The 14,927-nt window shown below is 64.6% G+C and carries 10 protein-coding genes; 3 read left to right on the top strand and 7 right to left on the bottom strand.

What is annotated here, in order from left to right; translation table 11 throughout:
* Nucleotides 1-114 precede the first annotated feature (114 nt).
* Nucleotides 115-963 (top strand): N-acetylmuramoyl-L-alanine amidase, encoded by an 849-nt coding sequence (locus HIM68_RS04610; RefSeq protein WP_172169973.1) that lies wholly within the window; start codon nucleotides 115-117, stop codon nucleotides 961-963.
* Nucleotides 964-1,047: 84 nt separating this feature from the next.
* Here the strand turns inward: HIM68_RS04610 and HIM68_RS04615 are convergent, their stop codons facing one another.
* The gene (locus tag HIM68_RS04615) at nucleotides 1,048-2,478 is read right to left on the bottom strand and encodes an RNA polymerase sigma factor (RefSeq protein ID WP_248284068.1); all 1,431 of its coding nucleotides are present in this window, start codon (nucleotides 2,476-2,478) and stop codon (nucleotides 1,048-1,050) included.
* A gap of 322 nt (nucleotides 2,479-2,800) precedes the next feature.
* A complete protein-coding gene (locus HIM68_RS04620) occupies nucleotides 2,801-3,973 on the bottom strand; it encodes a DUF4192 family protein (RefSeq protein WP_172169976.1) in 1,173 nt (390 codons plus the stop codon).
* 295 nt (nucleotides 3,974-4,268) lie between these two features.
* Here HIM68_RS04620 and HIM68_RS04625 point away from each other — a divergent pair, with 295 nt between their 5' ends.
* Nucleotides 4,269-5,021: a spermidine synthase gene (locus HIM68_RS04625; protein ID WP_367647428.1), complete on the top strand. Its 753-nt coding sequence runs from the start codon at nucleotides 4,269-4,271 to the stop codon at nucleotides 5,019-5,021.
* Between the two features lie 233 nt (nucleotides 5,022-5,254).
* Nucleotides 5,255-7,486 carry an ATP-binding domain-containing protein gene (locus tag HIM68_RS04630; protein ID WP_172169982.1) on the top strand — a complete coding sequence of 744 codons (2,232 nt, stop codon included), beginning with the start codon at nucleotides 5,255-5,257 and terminating at the stop codon, nucleotides 7,484-7,486.
* Nucleotides 7,487-7,744: 258 nt separating this feature from the next.
* Here HIM68_RS04630 and nrdR read toward each other — a convergent pair whose 3' ends face one another.
* The 5 genes from nrdR to HIM68_RS04655 all read right to left on the bottom strand — a co-directional run bounded on the left by nrdR (nucleotide 7,745) and on the right by HIM68_RS04655 (nucleotide 14,829).
* Nucleotides 7,745-8,242 (bottom strand): transcriptional regulator NrdR, encoded by a 498-nt coding sequence (nrdR, locus tag HIM68_RS04635; RefSeq protein WP_025777954.1) that lies wholly within the window; start codon nucleotides 8,240-8,242, stop codon nucleotides 7,745-7,747.
* Nucleotides 8,243-8,244: 2 nt separating this feature from the next.
* Entirely contained in the window at nucleotides 8,245-9,555 is a 1,311-nt protein-coding gene (hisD, locus tag HIM68_RS04640; protein ID WP_172169985.1) for a histidinol dehydrogenase, read from the bottom strand.
* A 71-nt stretch (nucleotides 9,556-9,626) separates the two neighbouring features.
* Nucleotides 9,627-13,184: a DNA polymerase III subunit alpha gene (gene dnaE, locus HIM68_RS04645; RefSeq protein WP_139469776.1), complete on the bottom strand. Its 3,558-nt coding sequence runs from the start codon at nucleotides 13,182-13,184 to the stop codon at nucleotides 9,627-9,629.
* A 192-nt stretch (nucleotides 13,185-13,376) separates the two neighbouring features.
* On the bottom strand, nucleotides 13,377-14,300 hold the full coding sequence (locus tag HIM68_RS04650) for an RluA family pseudouridine synthase (RefSeq protein ID WP_139908244.1): 924 nt from the start codon (nucleotides 14,298-14,300) through the stop codon (nucleotides 13,377-13,379).
* On the bottom strand, nucleotides 14,293-14,829 hold the full coding sequence (locus tag HIM68_RS04655) for a signal peptidase II (RefSeq protein ID WP_172169988.1): 537 nt from the start codon (nucleotides 14,827-14,829) through the stop codon (nucleotides 14,293-14,295). Before HIM68_RS04655 ends, HIM68_RS04650 begins: the two co-directional genes overlap by 8 nt.
* Nucleotides 14,830-14,927: the final 98 nt, after the last annotated feature.

Below are 14,927 nucleotides of genomic sequence, written 5' to 3' on the forward strand. Positions count from 1 at the left end.
GTTCGATTAAATTCTAATCGCTGCGCGCTCAGGACCCTATTCCCTCGGGCTCGTGTCGGGAATGCATCCGGTCGACCCCGACCATGGGCACGCCTTTGCTGAAACAATGGAGTCATGCCGCATCGCCTCCTCGTCCCAAGTCTCCTTCTCACCGCCGCTCTCAGCCTGCCCGGACTGGCGGCCTGCTCCCAGGACGCAGGTGCCCCCGAACGAACGAGTCAGGCGGCCGAGACAACCGACGCGTCTCCGACTGCCGGCAACGGTGCGGACGGAGGCGACGACGCGAAGTCGGGCACCGCCTCGGCGAAGGAGGAAGGAACGGATCTGAAAGGGAAGGTCATTGCGATCGATCCGGGACACAATGGCGGAAATGCGGACCATCCGGAGAAGATCAACCGGCAGGTTCCGGACGGGCGCGGCGGAACGAAGGCCTGCAACACCACGGGCACCTCGACGAATTCCGACTATCCGGAGTCCGATTTCACCTGGGCCGTGGCGAAGAAGCTGGAGAAGTCGCTGACCGACGCCGGAGCCGAGGTCGTGCTCAGCCGGAAGGACAACGCAGGAGTCGGACCGTGCGTGGACGAGCGCGGAAAGTTCGCCGACGACGCGGACGCGCTGGTGAGCATCCATGCCAACGGCAGTGAGTCGAGTTCGGTGAAGGGCTTCCACATCATCGTCGCCGATCCCGGTGAGGACGAGAAGACCGAGAAGGCCTCCGGGGAACTGGCGAAGTCCGTGGGGAGTTCGATGGGCGAGGAGTTCACCCCGAACAGGGCCTATGGAAAGGATGCGATCAGCCGTCGCCCGGATCTGGCCGGGTTGAACAACGCATCGGTTCCCGCCGTCATCGTCGAATGCGGAGAGATGCGCAACCCGTCGGAGGCAGAGCTCATGGAGTCGAAATCCGGGCAGAGGAAATACGCCGACGCCCTGTTCGACGGCATCGTCGACTGGTTCTGACCCGTGAATGCCGAACGCCCCTGGGACGATCCCAGGGGCGTTCGCATCTGACTGATCCGGCTCGTGCACCGGCCGAGTTCAGACTCAGTCGAGGTAGTCGCGCAGCACCTGCGAGCGGGACGGGTGACGCAGCTTGGCCATCGTCTTCGACTCGATCTGGCGGATGCGCTCACGGGTGACGCCGTAGACCTTGCCGATCTCGTCGAGGGTCTTCGGCTGACCGTCGTTGAGTCCGAAACGCATGGACACCACTCCCGCTTCACGTTCCGAGAGCGTGTCGAGCACGGAGTGCAGCTGCTCCTGGAGGAGGGTGAAGCTCACCGAGTCCGAGGGCACAACTGCCTCGGAGTCCTCGATGAGGTCGCCGAACTCCGAGTCGCCGTCTTCACCGAGCGGGGTGTGCAGCGAGATGGGCTCGCGACCGTACTTCTGGACCTCGACGACACGCTCGGGTGTCATGTCGAGTTCCTTCGCGAGCTCTTCCGGGGTCGGTTCGCGACCGAGGTCCTGCAGCATCTGGCGCTGCACGCGGGCGAGCTTGTTGATGACCTCGACCATGTGCACCGGGATGCGGATCGTCCGAGCCTGGTCGGCCATCGCGCGGGTGATGGCCTGGCGGATCCACCACGTGGCGTAGGTCGAGAACTTGAAGCCCTTCGTGTAGTCGAACTTCTCGACGGCGCGGATGAGGCCGAGGTTGCCTTCCTGGATGAGGTCGAGGAACAGCATTCCGCGGCCGGTGTAGCGTTTGGCCAGGGACACGACGAGTCGGAGGTTGGCCTCCAACAGGTGGTTCTTCGCGATGCGACCGTCGTGGATGATCCACTTGTAGTCCATCGTTTCGCGCGGGTCGGTCACCTCTCCGCCGTCGAGCAGATGCTCGGCGTACATTCCGGCTTCGATGCGCTTGGCGAGATCGACCTCTTCGGCGGCATTGAGCAGGGCCACCTTGCCGATCTGCTTGAGGTAGTCCTTGACCGGGTCTGCGGTCGCACCGGCGGAGACGACCTGCTGAGCGGGCGCGTCCTCTTCGTCGGCATCGGAGACGATGAAGCCACCGGCCTCGGCCACGGCGGCGTTCTTCTCCTTCTCTTCCGAGTTCTTCGTCTCGGTCGCCTCGGCGGGGCTCTCCTCTGTGGCCAGAGCGTCCGCGGCCGGTTCGACTTCCTCGGTGGTGTCGATATCGTCGTCGGCCTTCTTCGCCTTGGTCGCCTTCTTGGCTTCCTTGGCGGCGGTGGCCTTCGTCGTGGTCTTCGCCGGAGCAGCCGTCGACTTCGCGGCGGCTGTCTTCTTCGCAGCAGTCGTCTTCTTCGACGCAGCCGTCTCGGTCTTTGCGGCAGTCGACTTCGCAGTCGCCGACTTCGCGGTCGCTGTCTTCTTGGCTCCGGCAGCGGTCGTCTTCTTCGCAGTGGACTTCGACGCCGCAGTGGTCTTGGATCCACCGGTCGAGGTCGTGCCAGCCGTTCCCTCCGACTTCTCCGTCACCGTTGTGGATTCCTTGTCGACTCTGGGCACGTGTTCACCTTTCGCGAGCGTTGAAACTTCCCCATGCATTCGGACAGTACTAAGACCCAAGTCAAGTGGTCCGCGTGCGGTCCGGGGCGAACGCAGAGTTCGCCCATCATGCAATGACTGGGTCAACGCTTAATTTTCTCACGTTATTCCCCGCTTTGCGAATCGGCCGTCGAAGACTCCGGGACGATCCGTCCGACCTGTCCCCGACAACAATGTGACCTGCGAATCTGTTCCCCTCGCCTCCCCCTCGCGTGGATCTCGCCGAGGCGGCCGGCCGCCCACATCGGGGAGGCCGACCGTTCGCGCCGTACACGGGCGCCGATCAGATGGTCGAACGCTGAGTCTCCGTCAGCCAGCGAGGCAGGCATCCCATATCGACTGCGCTGACGATGAGCTCGGCCAGCCCGTGCTCGGCTTCGAGCCCGAGGGCGGCACGGGCATAGTTCAGCGCCATCGTCGATCCGCCCAGAGACCATTCGAACCAGGCGATGACGGCATAGGTGTTGGCTCTGGCCCGCGGGTGGCCGGATTGCAGGTAGTCCTTGAGGAAGGCGATGGTGAGCATGATGTCGCGTGGCCTGGGCGCACGCGCTGAGAGTCCGACGAGCTGCTGAGCCGCCCGTGCTTGGGAGACCACACGGCGGCTCATCACGATGAGTTCGTCACCGTCGAGTCCCTTGACCAGGGAGGGTGGGAAGTCTGGGTGGTCGAAGCTGAGGATCATCTCGAGTGCGTCGCGCGACCATTTCTCGACGAGCAGGGTATCGAGCGCCATCACGGTGGGCAGGTCCATGAGGTCGTGGATGCGCGCCTCGTCGATCGCGTCCTCCTCGCACCGCATGGCGTCCAGGCGCGGGTAGACCTCGGCGAGGATCGCGAAGGCCTCGTCCGTGCCCATCCACTCCTCGGCGTGTCCGCGACGACTGTCGGCGAAGGCTTCGGCGGGCATCGGGGCGATGACGAGGTCCTCCGGATCGTTGACTGGGTTGGATCCGCCGGCGACGAGTTCGGTGGCACACGCCGAGGTGGTTGCCTCGATCAGCGGTGTGCAGTCATAGCCGTCCTCGTCGATGCGTCCGAAGTGCTCTTGGTTGACCCACCATGCGCTGAGGGTGTCGACGTTTCTGGAGGCGAAGGTGATGGCCAGTTCGTCGATCGCTGCTCGGATGAGACCACGGTGGACCTCCGCGTATTCGGCGTCTGCACCGGCGCCGAAAGCGCTGACCGGCTGATAGTCGTCATCATAGAGAACGAGGAAGACCCCGGTGACCGTACCGGCGCGCATGACGAGGTCGGCGTACCAGCCGCCGCCTTGGGACAGCGTCTGCGCCGCGCTCTCCCGGTCGAAGTCGATGCGCATCGTGGTCGAACTGGTCTGGGACCCGTTGAGCTCGGTGCCGACGATGACAGCGACGAGGCTGCGACGCGGGGTGTACCCGAGAGTATGGGGGATGATCCCGATGATGTCCTCGGGTGTGCGGGCCGGTGTCTTCACTGCGTCCTCCTTGATCAGTGTGGAACCGGCTGATGCGGAGCGGTTCCTGTGCCTGAGGCGAGGCCCATGCCTGGGATGGGCTGCCTGTCTGGGTACCCACTTCAACCGATCCCTCATCCGTTCCTCCAGATCCTGGTCTGCGCCTGTGGATGGACCGCACGGGTCCACAGCGCTCTGGTGGGCGAGTCGCATCCGTCATCCCCACGAGAATCCGGGCCGAATTGCCTCACACGCCTTACTGGCATACAAGTGAGGGGTGGCGAAGCGACGGATATACACAGCTCCTGGTTCTCAAGTGGTCGACATCTCGACGGGTGAAGCCCGGCTGGAGAAGCTCGACGGTGAGGCCGATTCCTATGTGCTCCACGTCAATGGGGTCCCTTCTTCGTCGATCACGCTCAGCGATCCGCAGCGACTGGACTTCGAGTACCTGGACTGGATGCGACGCATCATCGACGTTCACTTCCCTGACCGGACGCTGCGGGCCGCACACATCGGTGCCGCCGGCTGTGCTCTGGCCCGGGCGCTGAACTCGGCACGACCGGGATCGAAGCAGACGGCGATCGACATCGATGCCAAGCTGCTCGACTTCGCTCGCGACTGGTTCGACCTGCCCCGCTCCCCCGCCCTGGCGCTGCGCGCCGGCGACGGAGCGGTGGAGATCGGCAAGTTCCGGCCCGAGACCCTCGACGTCCTCGTCCGCGACGCCTTCGACCACGACTCGGTTCCCGCCTCTCTGCAGACGTCGGAGTTCTTCGCCTCCTGCGCCGAGGCGGTCAAGGGCTCCGGCATCTATGTCGCCAATGTGCCTGACTCAGGTGACCACCGCGTCCTCCGGTCCGAACTCCGCAGCCTCGGCGACCACTTCGCCCATCTTGCCGCAGCCACGGAACCGGCGATCCTCAAGGGACGTCGACGCGGAAACGTCGTCGTCCTCGCCTCCAATACTCCCCTCGACACGGGCGGGCTCGACCGCAGTCTGCGCACCGCCGCCTCCTCAGCGACCTTCCTGGCGGGAGCAGAACTGCGCTCCAGGTTGGGCCTCTGATCTTCACGAGATCGGGACTCTGACCTTCACGTCGGCACCGGCCGCCTCTCGGGTCCCACGCTCCTGCACTTTCCGACCCAGCTGGCTCTTCTCCCCTCGCCCTGCTGACCCGGCTGGCTCTGCCTACCCCCGGCAGACAGGGAATGTGAGGTACGCCCCGGTCCGAAATGACGATGCGACTACAGACACCGGGGAAAGTTCGGCATAATTGAATGCCGACCCAAGAAGGTGAGATGACCGAAACTTCAGAAATTCGTGTCGAGCAGACCAAGCTCGACGAGCTCTATGCCCGCCTCGATGAGCTCCGGGAGGAGACGACGGCCCGCCTGGGCACGGTGAGGGTCTCCGAGGTCGGAGGCAACCACCAGCACCGCACCGAACGCGATGCCTTCGCGACAATGTACGAAGATCAGCTCATCCGTCTCGACGGCGCCGAGGAGGGGCTGTGCTTCGGTCGCCTCGACATCATCGACGAAGACGACCCCACCTACATCGGTCGCATCGGACTCACCGACGAACAGCGTCAGCAGATCCTCATCGACTGGAGGGCACCGGCTGCCGAGCGCTTCTATCAGTCGACGGCCGCCAACCCCGACGGGATCGCCCGCCGACGTCACCTCGTCACCGCGAACCGGAAGGTCACCGGCATCGAAGACGATGTGCTCGACATCGACGCACTCGATGACGCTCAGCGGTCGAATCTCCAGGGCGAAGGCGCACTCCTCGCCGCCCTCAGCACTCATCGCACCGGACGGATGGGCGATATCGTCGCAACCATCCAGGCCGAGCAGGATGCGATCATCCGCCGTCCGCTCTCCGGCGTGCTCGTCGTCCAGGGAGGGCCGGGAACCGGCAAGACCGCCGTCGCGCTCCACCGTGCCGCTTTCCTGCTCTACCGTCACCGTGAGCGCATCGCGAAGTCCGGTGTCCTCCTCGTCGGCCCGTCGACGGTGTTCCTCAAGTACATCGAGAAGGTTCTGCCCAGCCTCGGAGAAACCGGGGCCGTTCTGCTCACTCCTGGTCAGCTGTACCCGGGCCTCGATACGGATGCCGCAGATGCACCGGCTGTCGCCGAGATCAAGGGCCGCTCCGTCATGGCTCGGGTGCTGAAGAACCATGTTGCGAACTATCAGCGCATTCCCGATCACGATGTCGAGATGCGGGTGCGTTCGCACACGATCGTGCTGCGTCGTAAGGACGTTCAGTCCGCGCGCGATCGGGCTCGTCGCAGCGGGGACCCGCACAATGCCGCCCGCACCGGTTTCGTCACCGGTCTGCTGAAGATCCTCGCCGAGGATCTCGCCCGTGAGATGGGGATGGATGCGGCCGGCGAACGGCTGCCCGAGCTGCTGGAAGACCTGCGCTCCTCCGTCGACGTCCGACGCGCCCTCAACCTCGCATGGTTCCCCATCGGCCCGGCCGCCGCGCTGCGGTCTCTGCTGGGCAGGCCGCACAAGCTGCAGGCCGCTGCCCGCAAGGTCCTCACTCCTGCCGAGCAGTCGATGCTGCTCGAGCAGCGTCGGGATGAGTTCACGGTCGACGATGTGCCGCTGCTCGACGAGTTGGCCGAGCTGCTCGGTTCCGCCCCACAGCAGACGCAGGCGCGGGATGACTCGGCACGCGAATACGCCGAAGCCGTCGTCGACATGACCGAGACCGGAGGGATGGTCTCCGCCGAGACCCTCGCTGCCCGCTGGGAGGAGCAGGGACCGACGATGACGCTGGCCGAACGCGCTCTCGAGGACCGCGAGTGGACGTACGGCCACCTCGTCGTCGATGAGGCGCAGGAGCTCTCTCCCATGCAGTGGCGGGTGCTCTTCCGTCGCGTGCCGTCGAAGTCGGCCACGGTCGTCGGTGACCTCGCCCAGTCCTCGCAGGTCGACAACGCCCGCACCTGGTCATCGATCCTGAGCGAATTCGTCGGAGATCGTTTCGCCCTCCAGGTGCTCACGGTCTCCTACCGCACCCCGCAGTCGGTGATGGATCTGGCCAACCGCTACCTGCACCGGCATTTCCCGCAGCTCGAGCTCGTCGAATCGGTGCGCCAGGGAGGATCGGTTCCGCGCCTGGATACCTTCGCCGACGAATCGGAGATGCTGGGCGCCCTCCCCGAGGCGGTCGCGGCCGAGGTGTCCGCCGCCGAAGGTGGGAAGATCGCCGTCATCGCTGATGAGGAACTCATCGAGCCCATCGCCGAGGCGATCGCGGACTTCGATTTCGGGCGGTCGGTCACGGGCTTGGATCATCAGATCGCCCTCATCACCCCGCAGCAGGCCAAAGGCCTCGAGTTCGATGCGGTGATCATCGTCGAACCCGGCCGCATCGCTCCGCACGGCGGCGAAGAGGGCGTCGGCGGCCTCTATGTGGCGCTGACCCGCACGACTGAACGTCTGCGTGTCCTGGCATCGGCATCGACGGAACTCACCGAGCTCTTCTCCGCCGAAACGATCCGCCAAGCCGGCTGACCCCAAACCCCTTATTACTACCTGACGGCGGCCCAGCAACCTCGCGCGAGGTTGCTGGGCCGCCGTCAGGTAGTAATTGAGGGGTGAATGTGAAAGGCCGCTTGGGTTCGGCTTCCCCTCCGAACCGCAAGCGGCCGCGCGCCGTAGCGCGCACGTTCAATACTACACAACTATTTCTGTACCGCGGTACTCGAAACGAAGATTTCTGACAGAAATCTCAGCAGTCTCAGGATCCGGTCGGCCGGGTCCCCGAGCATCTCAGTCGGCGAAGTCGTCGGGGGTGGGTTCCCGAGTCTGACCGGACTGCAGCAGCGCATCGGCGCGCAGCGAATCGATCGCTGCCTCGAAGTCCTCGAGCGAGTCGAATCCCTGGTAGACGCTGGCGAATCGCAGGTAGGCGACCTGGTCGAGTTCGCGCAGCGGTTCGAGGATCGACAGTCCCACCTCGTCGGCGTCGATCTCGGCGATTCCGCGCGACCGGATATTCTCCTCCACCCGCTGAGCGAGCTTCGCGAGATCATCGTCGCTGACCGGACGTCCCTGGCAGGCCTTGCGCACACCCGACATGATCTTCTGACGGGAGAATTCCTCGGTGACTCCGGAGCGTTTGATCACCGACAGGCTCGTGGCCTCCATCGTGGTGAAGCGGCGACCGCAATGACGGCACTGCCGGCGCCGGCGGATCGCAGCGCCGTCTTCGCTGGTCCTCGAATCGACGACCCGAGAATCGGACTCACGGCAGAACGGACAGCGCATCTCTACTCCTCGAACCTGATGTCGACAGCCCGGCCGTGGGCCGGCAGCTGTTCGCCGTCGGCGAGAACACCGATGTGCTCTGCCACCGCGGACAGTGCCTGTCGGTCATAGTCGATGACCTGGCTGACCTTGATGAATGAGTGCACACCCAGCCCGGAGCCGTGCGCGGCGGTGCCCATCGTGGGCAGCACGTGGTTCGACCCGGCACAGTAGTCACCGAGTGACACCGGGGCCCAATCGCCGAGGAAGACCGCGCCCCCGTTCGTGATTCGTGCCCCGACCGCTTCCGCATCGACCGTGTGGACCTCGACGTGCTCACCGGCATAGCCGTTGACGACGGTGATCCCGGCGTCGAGGTCGTCGACGAGCACGATCGCCGACTGCCGTCCGGCCAGAGCCGTCCCGATCCGCTCGGTGTGCATCGCCTCCGGCACCTGCACGTCCAACTCCTTCTGCACCGCTTCGGCGAGATCGACGGAGTCGGTGACCAGCACCGAGGCGGCCAGTTCGTCGTGTTCGGCCTGACTGATGAGGTCGGCGGCGACGAAGCGCGGATCTGCCTGTTCGTCGGCGAGGATGATGATCTCTGTGGGGCCGGCGACCGCGTCGATGCCGACCCGGGAGCGGACGAGCGACTTCGCCGCAGCCACATAGGCGTTTCCAGGACCGGTGATGAGGTCGACCGGCTCGAGGTCCTCACCGTCGTCGAAGCCATAGGCCAGAGCACCGATCGCCTGTGCCCCACCCATCGCCCAGACCTCGTCCACGCCGAGGATGTGTGCGGTGGCGAGCACGATCGGGTGCGGCAGACCATTGCTCTGCGGTGGGCTGGCGATCGCCAACGAGCGTGCACCGGCCGTCTGTGCTGGCACGACGTTCATGATCACAGTCGACGGGTAGACGGCCAGTCCGCCGGGCACATAGAGTCCGACCCGTTCGACCGGCAGGTGACGGGTGGTGACGAAGGCACCGGAGGCCAGTTCGGTGCGGACATCGACGGGGCGCTGATCGGCGGCGACCTTCCGGGCGCGGGCGATCGATTCGTCGAGCGCGGCCCTGACTGCGGGATCGAGTTCTGCCGCTGCTTCGGCCAGCGCGGATTCCGGTACCCGCAGCGTTTCGGGGCGCACTCCGTCGAAGCGTTCGGTGAAGTCCTTCACCGCGGCCGCTCCCCCACCGGCGACGGTGTCAAGGAGTTCAGCCACCCGTCGTTCGATATCGGCATGGGTCTCGGCGGCCCGAGGCAGTTTCTGCGCCAGGAATCGCTTGTTGAGGGTCTCACCACGGAAGTCCAGAATGTTCACCCGCACCATTCTAGTCTCCGCAGCAGCACCGCTCTCCTCCCGCCCGAAGTGCGGACGAGGGCGGGCTCGGCGCTCTCACCTCAGACGCTCAGGCAGCGGGAACCCAGCAGCGCCTTGAGATCTCCGTAGAGGCTCGGGTTCGGGTCGACTCGGATCGACCTGTCGAGGCGCATCACCGTCTGCCGTCCCGGCTGGGACAGAGTGATGTGGACATCGGTCTGGCCCTTGTTTGATTCGAGGATCTGCTTGAGTTTCGTCGCCATCTCCTCTGTCGCCTTCTCCATCGGCATGATGAGGTTGAGCGGCCGATCGTTGGGGTCGGTGACATCGGGAATCGTCATCGACATCGCCATCAGCGAGGTCGGACGGTCATCGGAGGTGCGGATGCGTCCGGTCAGGGAGATCACGAGGTCGGTCGCGAGAAGGCTCGCCACGGGCTCGTAGGTGTCGCCGAAGAACATCACTTCGATCTCGGCTTCGAGGTCCTCCAAGGTCACGATCGCATAGGGACGCCCGGAGTTCTTCGACACCTTGCGGGTGACCTGCGTGATCATTCCGCAGACCTTGATCTGGGATCCGTCATGACGGTGTGATTCAGGGTCGACCACCTCGGCGATGGAGGCATCTGATTCAGCGGCCAGCACGCCTTCGAGCCCGTTGAGCGGGTGGTCGGAGACGTAGAGGCCGATCATATCGCGCTCGAAGGACAGCTTCTCCTTCTTCTCCCACTCCGGACGGTCGGGAATTGTCACGGAGAATCCGGGTGAGTCGTCTCCCCCGCCGAGACCGGCGAAGAGATCGAACTGACCGTTGGCTTCCTGCCTCTTGACGCCGATGACCGAGTCGACGGCCTCCTCGTGGACTTCGACGAGTGAGCGGCGGCTGTGGCCGAGCGAGTCGAAGCCGCCGGCCTTGATGAGCGATTCGATCGTGCGCTTGTTGCACACATGGCTGGGCACCTTGTCGAGGAAGTCCGTGAACGAGGTGTAGGAGCCCTTCTCTCCGCGGGCCTCGACGATGCCCTCGACGACGTGGGCGCCGACGTTGCGCACCGCTCCCATGCCGAAGCGGATGTCCGTACCGACAGGGGTGAAGTGGAGGGCGGATTCGTTGACGTCCGGAGGCAGCACGGTGATTCCGAGGCGACGGCACTCGTTGAGATAGATCGCGAGCTTGTCCTTGTTGTCACCGACCGAGGTGAGCAGGGCCGCCATGTATTCGGCCGTGTAGTGCGCCTTGAGGTAGGCGGTCCAGTAGGACACGACGCCGTAGGCGGCCGAGTGCGCCTTGTTGAACGCGTAGTCCGAGAACGGCAGCAGGATGTCCCACAGGGCTTGAGCGGCGGCTTCGGAGAAGCCGCGTTCCTTCATTCCGCCGAAGAAGCCGACCTGCTGCTTGTCGAGCTCGGACTTCTTCTTCTTGCCCATCGCGCGGCGGAGGATATCGGCCTGTCCCAGCGAATAGCCGGCGACCTTCTGCGCGATCGCCATCACCTGCTCCTGGTAGATGATGAGGCCGTAGGTGGTGTCGAGGATCTCCTTGAGCGGCTCCTCGAGCTCCGGGTGGATCGGGGTGACCTCCTGCAGACCGTTCTTGCGCAGGGCATAGTTCGTATGCGAATCCGCGCCCATCGGACCGGGGCGGTAGAGCGCCAGGGTCGCGGAGATATCCTCGAAGTTATCCGGCTTCATCATCCGCAGCAGGGCACGCAGACCGCCGCCGTCGAGCTGGAACACGCCGAGGGTGTCGCCGCGGGTCAGCAGCTCATACGCCGCCGGGTCGTCGAGGGCGAGGTGCTCGAGGTCGAGATCGAAATCCCGGTTGGCTTTGATGTTCTCCACCGCATCGGAGATGATCGTGAGGTTCCGCAGCCCCAGGAAGTCCATTTTGATGAGCCCGAGGCCCTCAGATGTCGGGTAGTCGAACTGGGTGATGACCTGACCGTCCTGGAACCGACGCATGATCGGGATGACGTCGATGATCGGGTCCGAGGACATGATGACACCGGCGGCGTGGACGCCCCACTGACGCTTCAGCCCTTCCAGGCCCTTCGCGGTCTCGAAGGTCTCTCGGGCCTCCGGATCGGTGTCGACGAGTTCGCGGAACTCCCCGGCTTCCTTGTACCGCTTGGACTCCGGGTCCTCGATGTCCTTGAGCGGGATGTCCTTGGCCATCTCCGCCGGCGGCAGCGCCTTCGTCAGCCGCTCACCCATCGAGAAGGGTTTGCCGAGCACCCGCGCAGAGTCCTTCAGCGCCATCTTCGTCTTGATCGTGCCGTAGGTGACGATCATCGCCACACGCTCGTCGCCGTACTTCTCGGTCACATAGTCGATGACCTCGCTGCGGCGACGATCATCGAAGTCGACGTCGAAGTCGGGCATGGACACACGGTCCGGGTTGAGGAAGCGCTCGAAGAACAGTCCGTGCTGCAGCGGATCGAGGTCGGTGATGCGCATGGCGTAGGCGACCATGGAGCCGGCTCCCGAACCACGGCCGGGTCCGACGCGGATGCCGTTGTCCTTCGACCAGTTGATGAAGTCGGCGACGACGAGGAAGTAGCCGGGGAAGCCCATCGAGATGATGATGTCGAGTTCGTAGTCGGCCTGCCGGCGGACGTCGTCGGGTACGCCGTTCGGGTACCGGTAGTCGAGACCCTTCGCGACTTCCTTGATCAGCCACGAGGTCTCGTCCTCACCGGGAGGGCACGGGAACTTCGGCATGTAGTTCGCCGAGGTGTCGAAGGAGACTTCGCACTTCTCGGCGATCTCGAGGGTGTTGTCGCAGGCTTCGGGAAATTCCTTGAACAGGGTCCGCATCTCTGCGGGGGTCTTGAGGTAGTAGCCGGAACCGGAGAATGCGAATCGCGAACCGCCCTGATCGTAGGTGGGTTCGATGAGCTTGGAGCCGGACTGGATGGCCAACAGCGCCTCGTGCGCCTTCGCATCCGATTCGTGCGTGTAGTGGAGGTCGTTGGTGGCGACCAGCGGAATGTCGAGTTCCTTCGACAGCCGGATGAGGTCCTTCGTCACTCGCTTCTCGATGGACAGACCGTGGTCCATGAGTTCGACGTAGTAGTTGTCCTTGCCGAAGATCTCACGGTATTTCCCGGCGGCCGCCTTGGCCTCTTCGTACTGTCCCAGGCGCAGCCGCACCTGCACCTCTCCCGACGGGCAGCCGGTGGTGGCGAGGAGTCCGTCGGAGTAGCTCTCGAGCAGGTCCTGGTCCAGTCGAGGCCATTTCGCCGTCACCGAGTCCAGTGAGGCATACGACGATGCCTTGAACAGGTTGCGCATGCCTGTGTTGTTCCGAGACAACAGGGTCATGTGGGTGTAGAGACCGCCGCCGGAGAGGTCGTCGCTCTTCTGCGATTCGTCGGTACGCCACTTCACGCGGGTCTTGTCCCGACGGTCCGTGCCGGGGGTGACATAGGCCTCGACGCCGATGATGGGTTTGATTCCGGCGGCTGTCGCCTGCGACCAGAAGTCGAAGGCGCCGAACAGGTATCCGTGATCGGTCGTGGCGATAGCGGACATTCCCGATGCCTTCGTCGCCGCCATCAGATCGGCGAGGCGGGCCGCACCGTCCAACATGGAGTATTCGGTATGGACGTGGAGGTGGACGAAGTCCTCGTTCGGCACTGGGCGCCGCCTTCCTGAAGTTGCCGGTGTTGCCGTTCCAGCTTAGTCCATCGGCACCCGTGGAGCGGGTTCCCGCGACTGTTGTTCCGGGCACTTCACGACGAGGTTCCGGTTTGTGCGGGTCCCGTCGGCGCGTCGCTCAGCAGTCAGTCTCCGACACAGTCCGGCAAGCGGCAGCGCGTGGGCGCGGCGTCAGTGCGGCCGGATGCGGTCGAGCGCGGTCTGCAGGTCCTCGGGGTAGCCGCTTTCGAATTCGACCCACTTCTGCGTGTCGGGGTGGTGGAAGCCGAGTTTAACGGCATGCAGCCATTGGCGTTCCAGACCGAGTTCCTTCGCCAGCACCGGATCGGCACCGTAGGGCAGGTCGCCGACGCAGGGGTGTTTGGTGGCGGAGAAGTGGACGCGGATCTGGTGGGTGCGTCCGGTCTCCAGGTGGACCTCGACGAGTGCGGCGCGGCGGTGGGCTTCGATCACCTCGTAGTGGGTGATCGCGTTCTTGCCTTCGGTGCGCACTGCGTAGAGTCCGTCGTGCTTGGGGTGTCGGGCGATCGGGGCATCGATGGTGCCGAGCACTGGATCGGGCAGTCCCTGCACGACCGCATGGTAGGTCTTTTCCACCGTGCGTTCCTTGAAGGCGCGTTTGAGCACGCTGTAGGCGTATTCGCTCTTCGCCACGACCATGAGACCCGAGGTTCCGACGTCCAGTCGCTGCACGATGCCCTGACGTTCGGGGGCGCCGGAAGTCGCGATGCGAAATCCAGCGGCGGCGAGCCCGCCGACGACGGTGCGTCCGGTCCAACCGAGAGCCGGGTGTGCTGCCACCCCGACGGGCTTATCGACGACGACGAATGCGTCCTCGTCGTGGACGATGCGCATTCCCGGCACTGGATCGGGCACGACCTCGAGGGGCTTCTTCGGTTCGGGCATCATGATGTCGAGCCGTTCGCCGGCGATGACGCGATCGGACTTGATGACGGGGCGCCCGGACATCTCAACTCCCCCGTCGGCGCAGATATCGGCGGCGGCGGTCCGGGAAAGGCCGAGCAGCTTCGACATCGCAGCGTCCACGCGCTGACCGTCGAGTCCCTCGGGGACCAGGATGGAGCGTTCAGTCATGAGAGTCCTCTTTCACGCGGGTGGAGTCCGATCCGTCGATGTCGATGCCTCTGAGACTGACGATGACCAAGGTCACCGCGGCAGCGGAGATCGCGATGTCCGCGACATTGCAGATGAACAGCGACAGATCGATGAAGTCGACGACGGCTCCGTGCAGGAATGCGGGTTCGCGGAAGAGCCTGTCGACGAGGTTGCCGAAGAGTCCGCCCAAGAGCAGACCGAGACCGATCGCCCATGCTCTCGAGCCGAGTTTGCGCGAGATCACGAGGATCGCGACGAAGACGCCGATGGCGATGATCGGGAAGATCCACGTCACGCTCGAGCCGAGGCCGAGGGCGGCTCCGGGATTGCGGTAGAAGGTGAATCCGGCCAGCGATCCGATCACAGGCACCGGAGGATGGTCTTCGAGGAGACTGACGGCGAGGAATTTGGTGAACTGATCGATCACGAGCACGACTGCCGCGATTGTGAACAGCAGGGCCATCATGGCGGCGCGAGGTCGTTTCACCCGTGAGGCAGGATCGTTCATTTGGTTCATTCTAGACCACCGCCGAGGCCGCGGGATTCACCCGCACGACGGTGCAGTGTGCGGACACGACGGAGGCCCGGGTACTCCGCGGAGTTCCC

The sequence above is a fragment of the Brevibacterium sp. CT2-23B genome (assembly GCF_013168765.1).
Lineage (GTDB): Bacteria > Actinomycetota > Actinomycetes > Actinomycetales > Brevibacteriaceae > Brevibacterium > Brevibacterium sediminis.

Excerpts from the sequence above, each read along its gene's own strand:
- HIM68_RS04655 (WP_172169988.1), bottom strand. The coding sequence starts at position 14,829 with ATGAACGATCCTGCCTCACGGGTGAAACGACCTCGCGCCGCCATGATG.
- HIM68_RS04650 (WP_139908244.1), bottom strand. The coding sequence starts at position 14,300 with ATGACTGAACGCTCCATCCTGGTCCCCGAGGGACTCGACGGTCAGCGC.
- HIM68_RS04610 (WP_172169973.1), top strand. The coding sequence starts at position 115 with ATGCCGCATCGCCTCCTCGTCCCAAGTCTCCTTCTCACCGCCGCTCTC.
- hisD (WP_172169985.1), bottom strand. The coding sequence starts at position 9,555 with ATGGTGCGGGTGAACATTCTGGACTTCCGTGGTGAGACCCTCAACAAG.
- HIM68_RS04630 (WP_172169982.1), top strand. The coding sequence starts at position 5,255 with ATGACCGAAACTTCAGAAATTCGTGTCGAGCAGACCAAGCTCGACGAG.
- nrdR (WP_025777954.1), bottom strand. The coding sequence starts at position 8,242 with ATGCGCTGTCCGTTCTGCCGTGAGTCCGATTCTCGGGTCGTCGATTCG.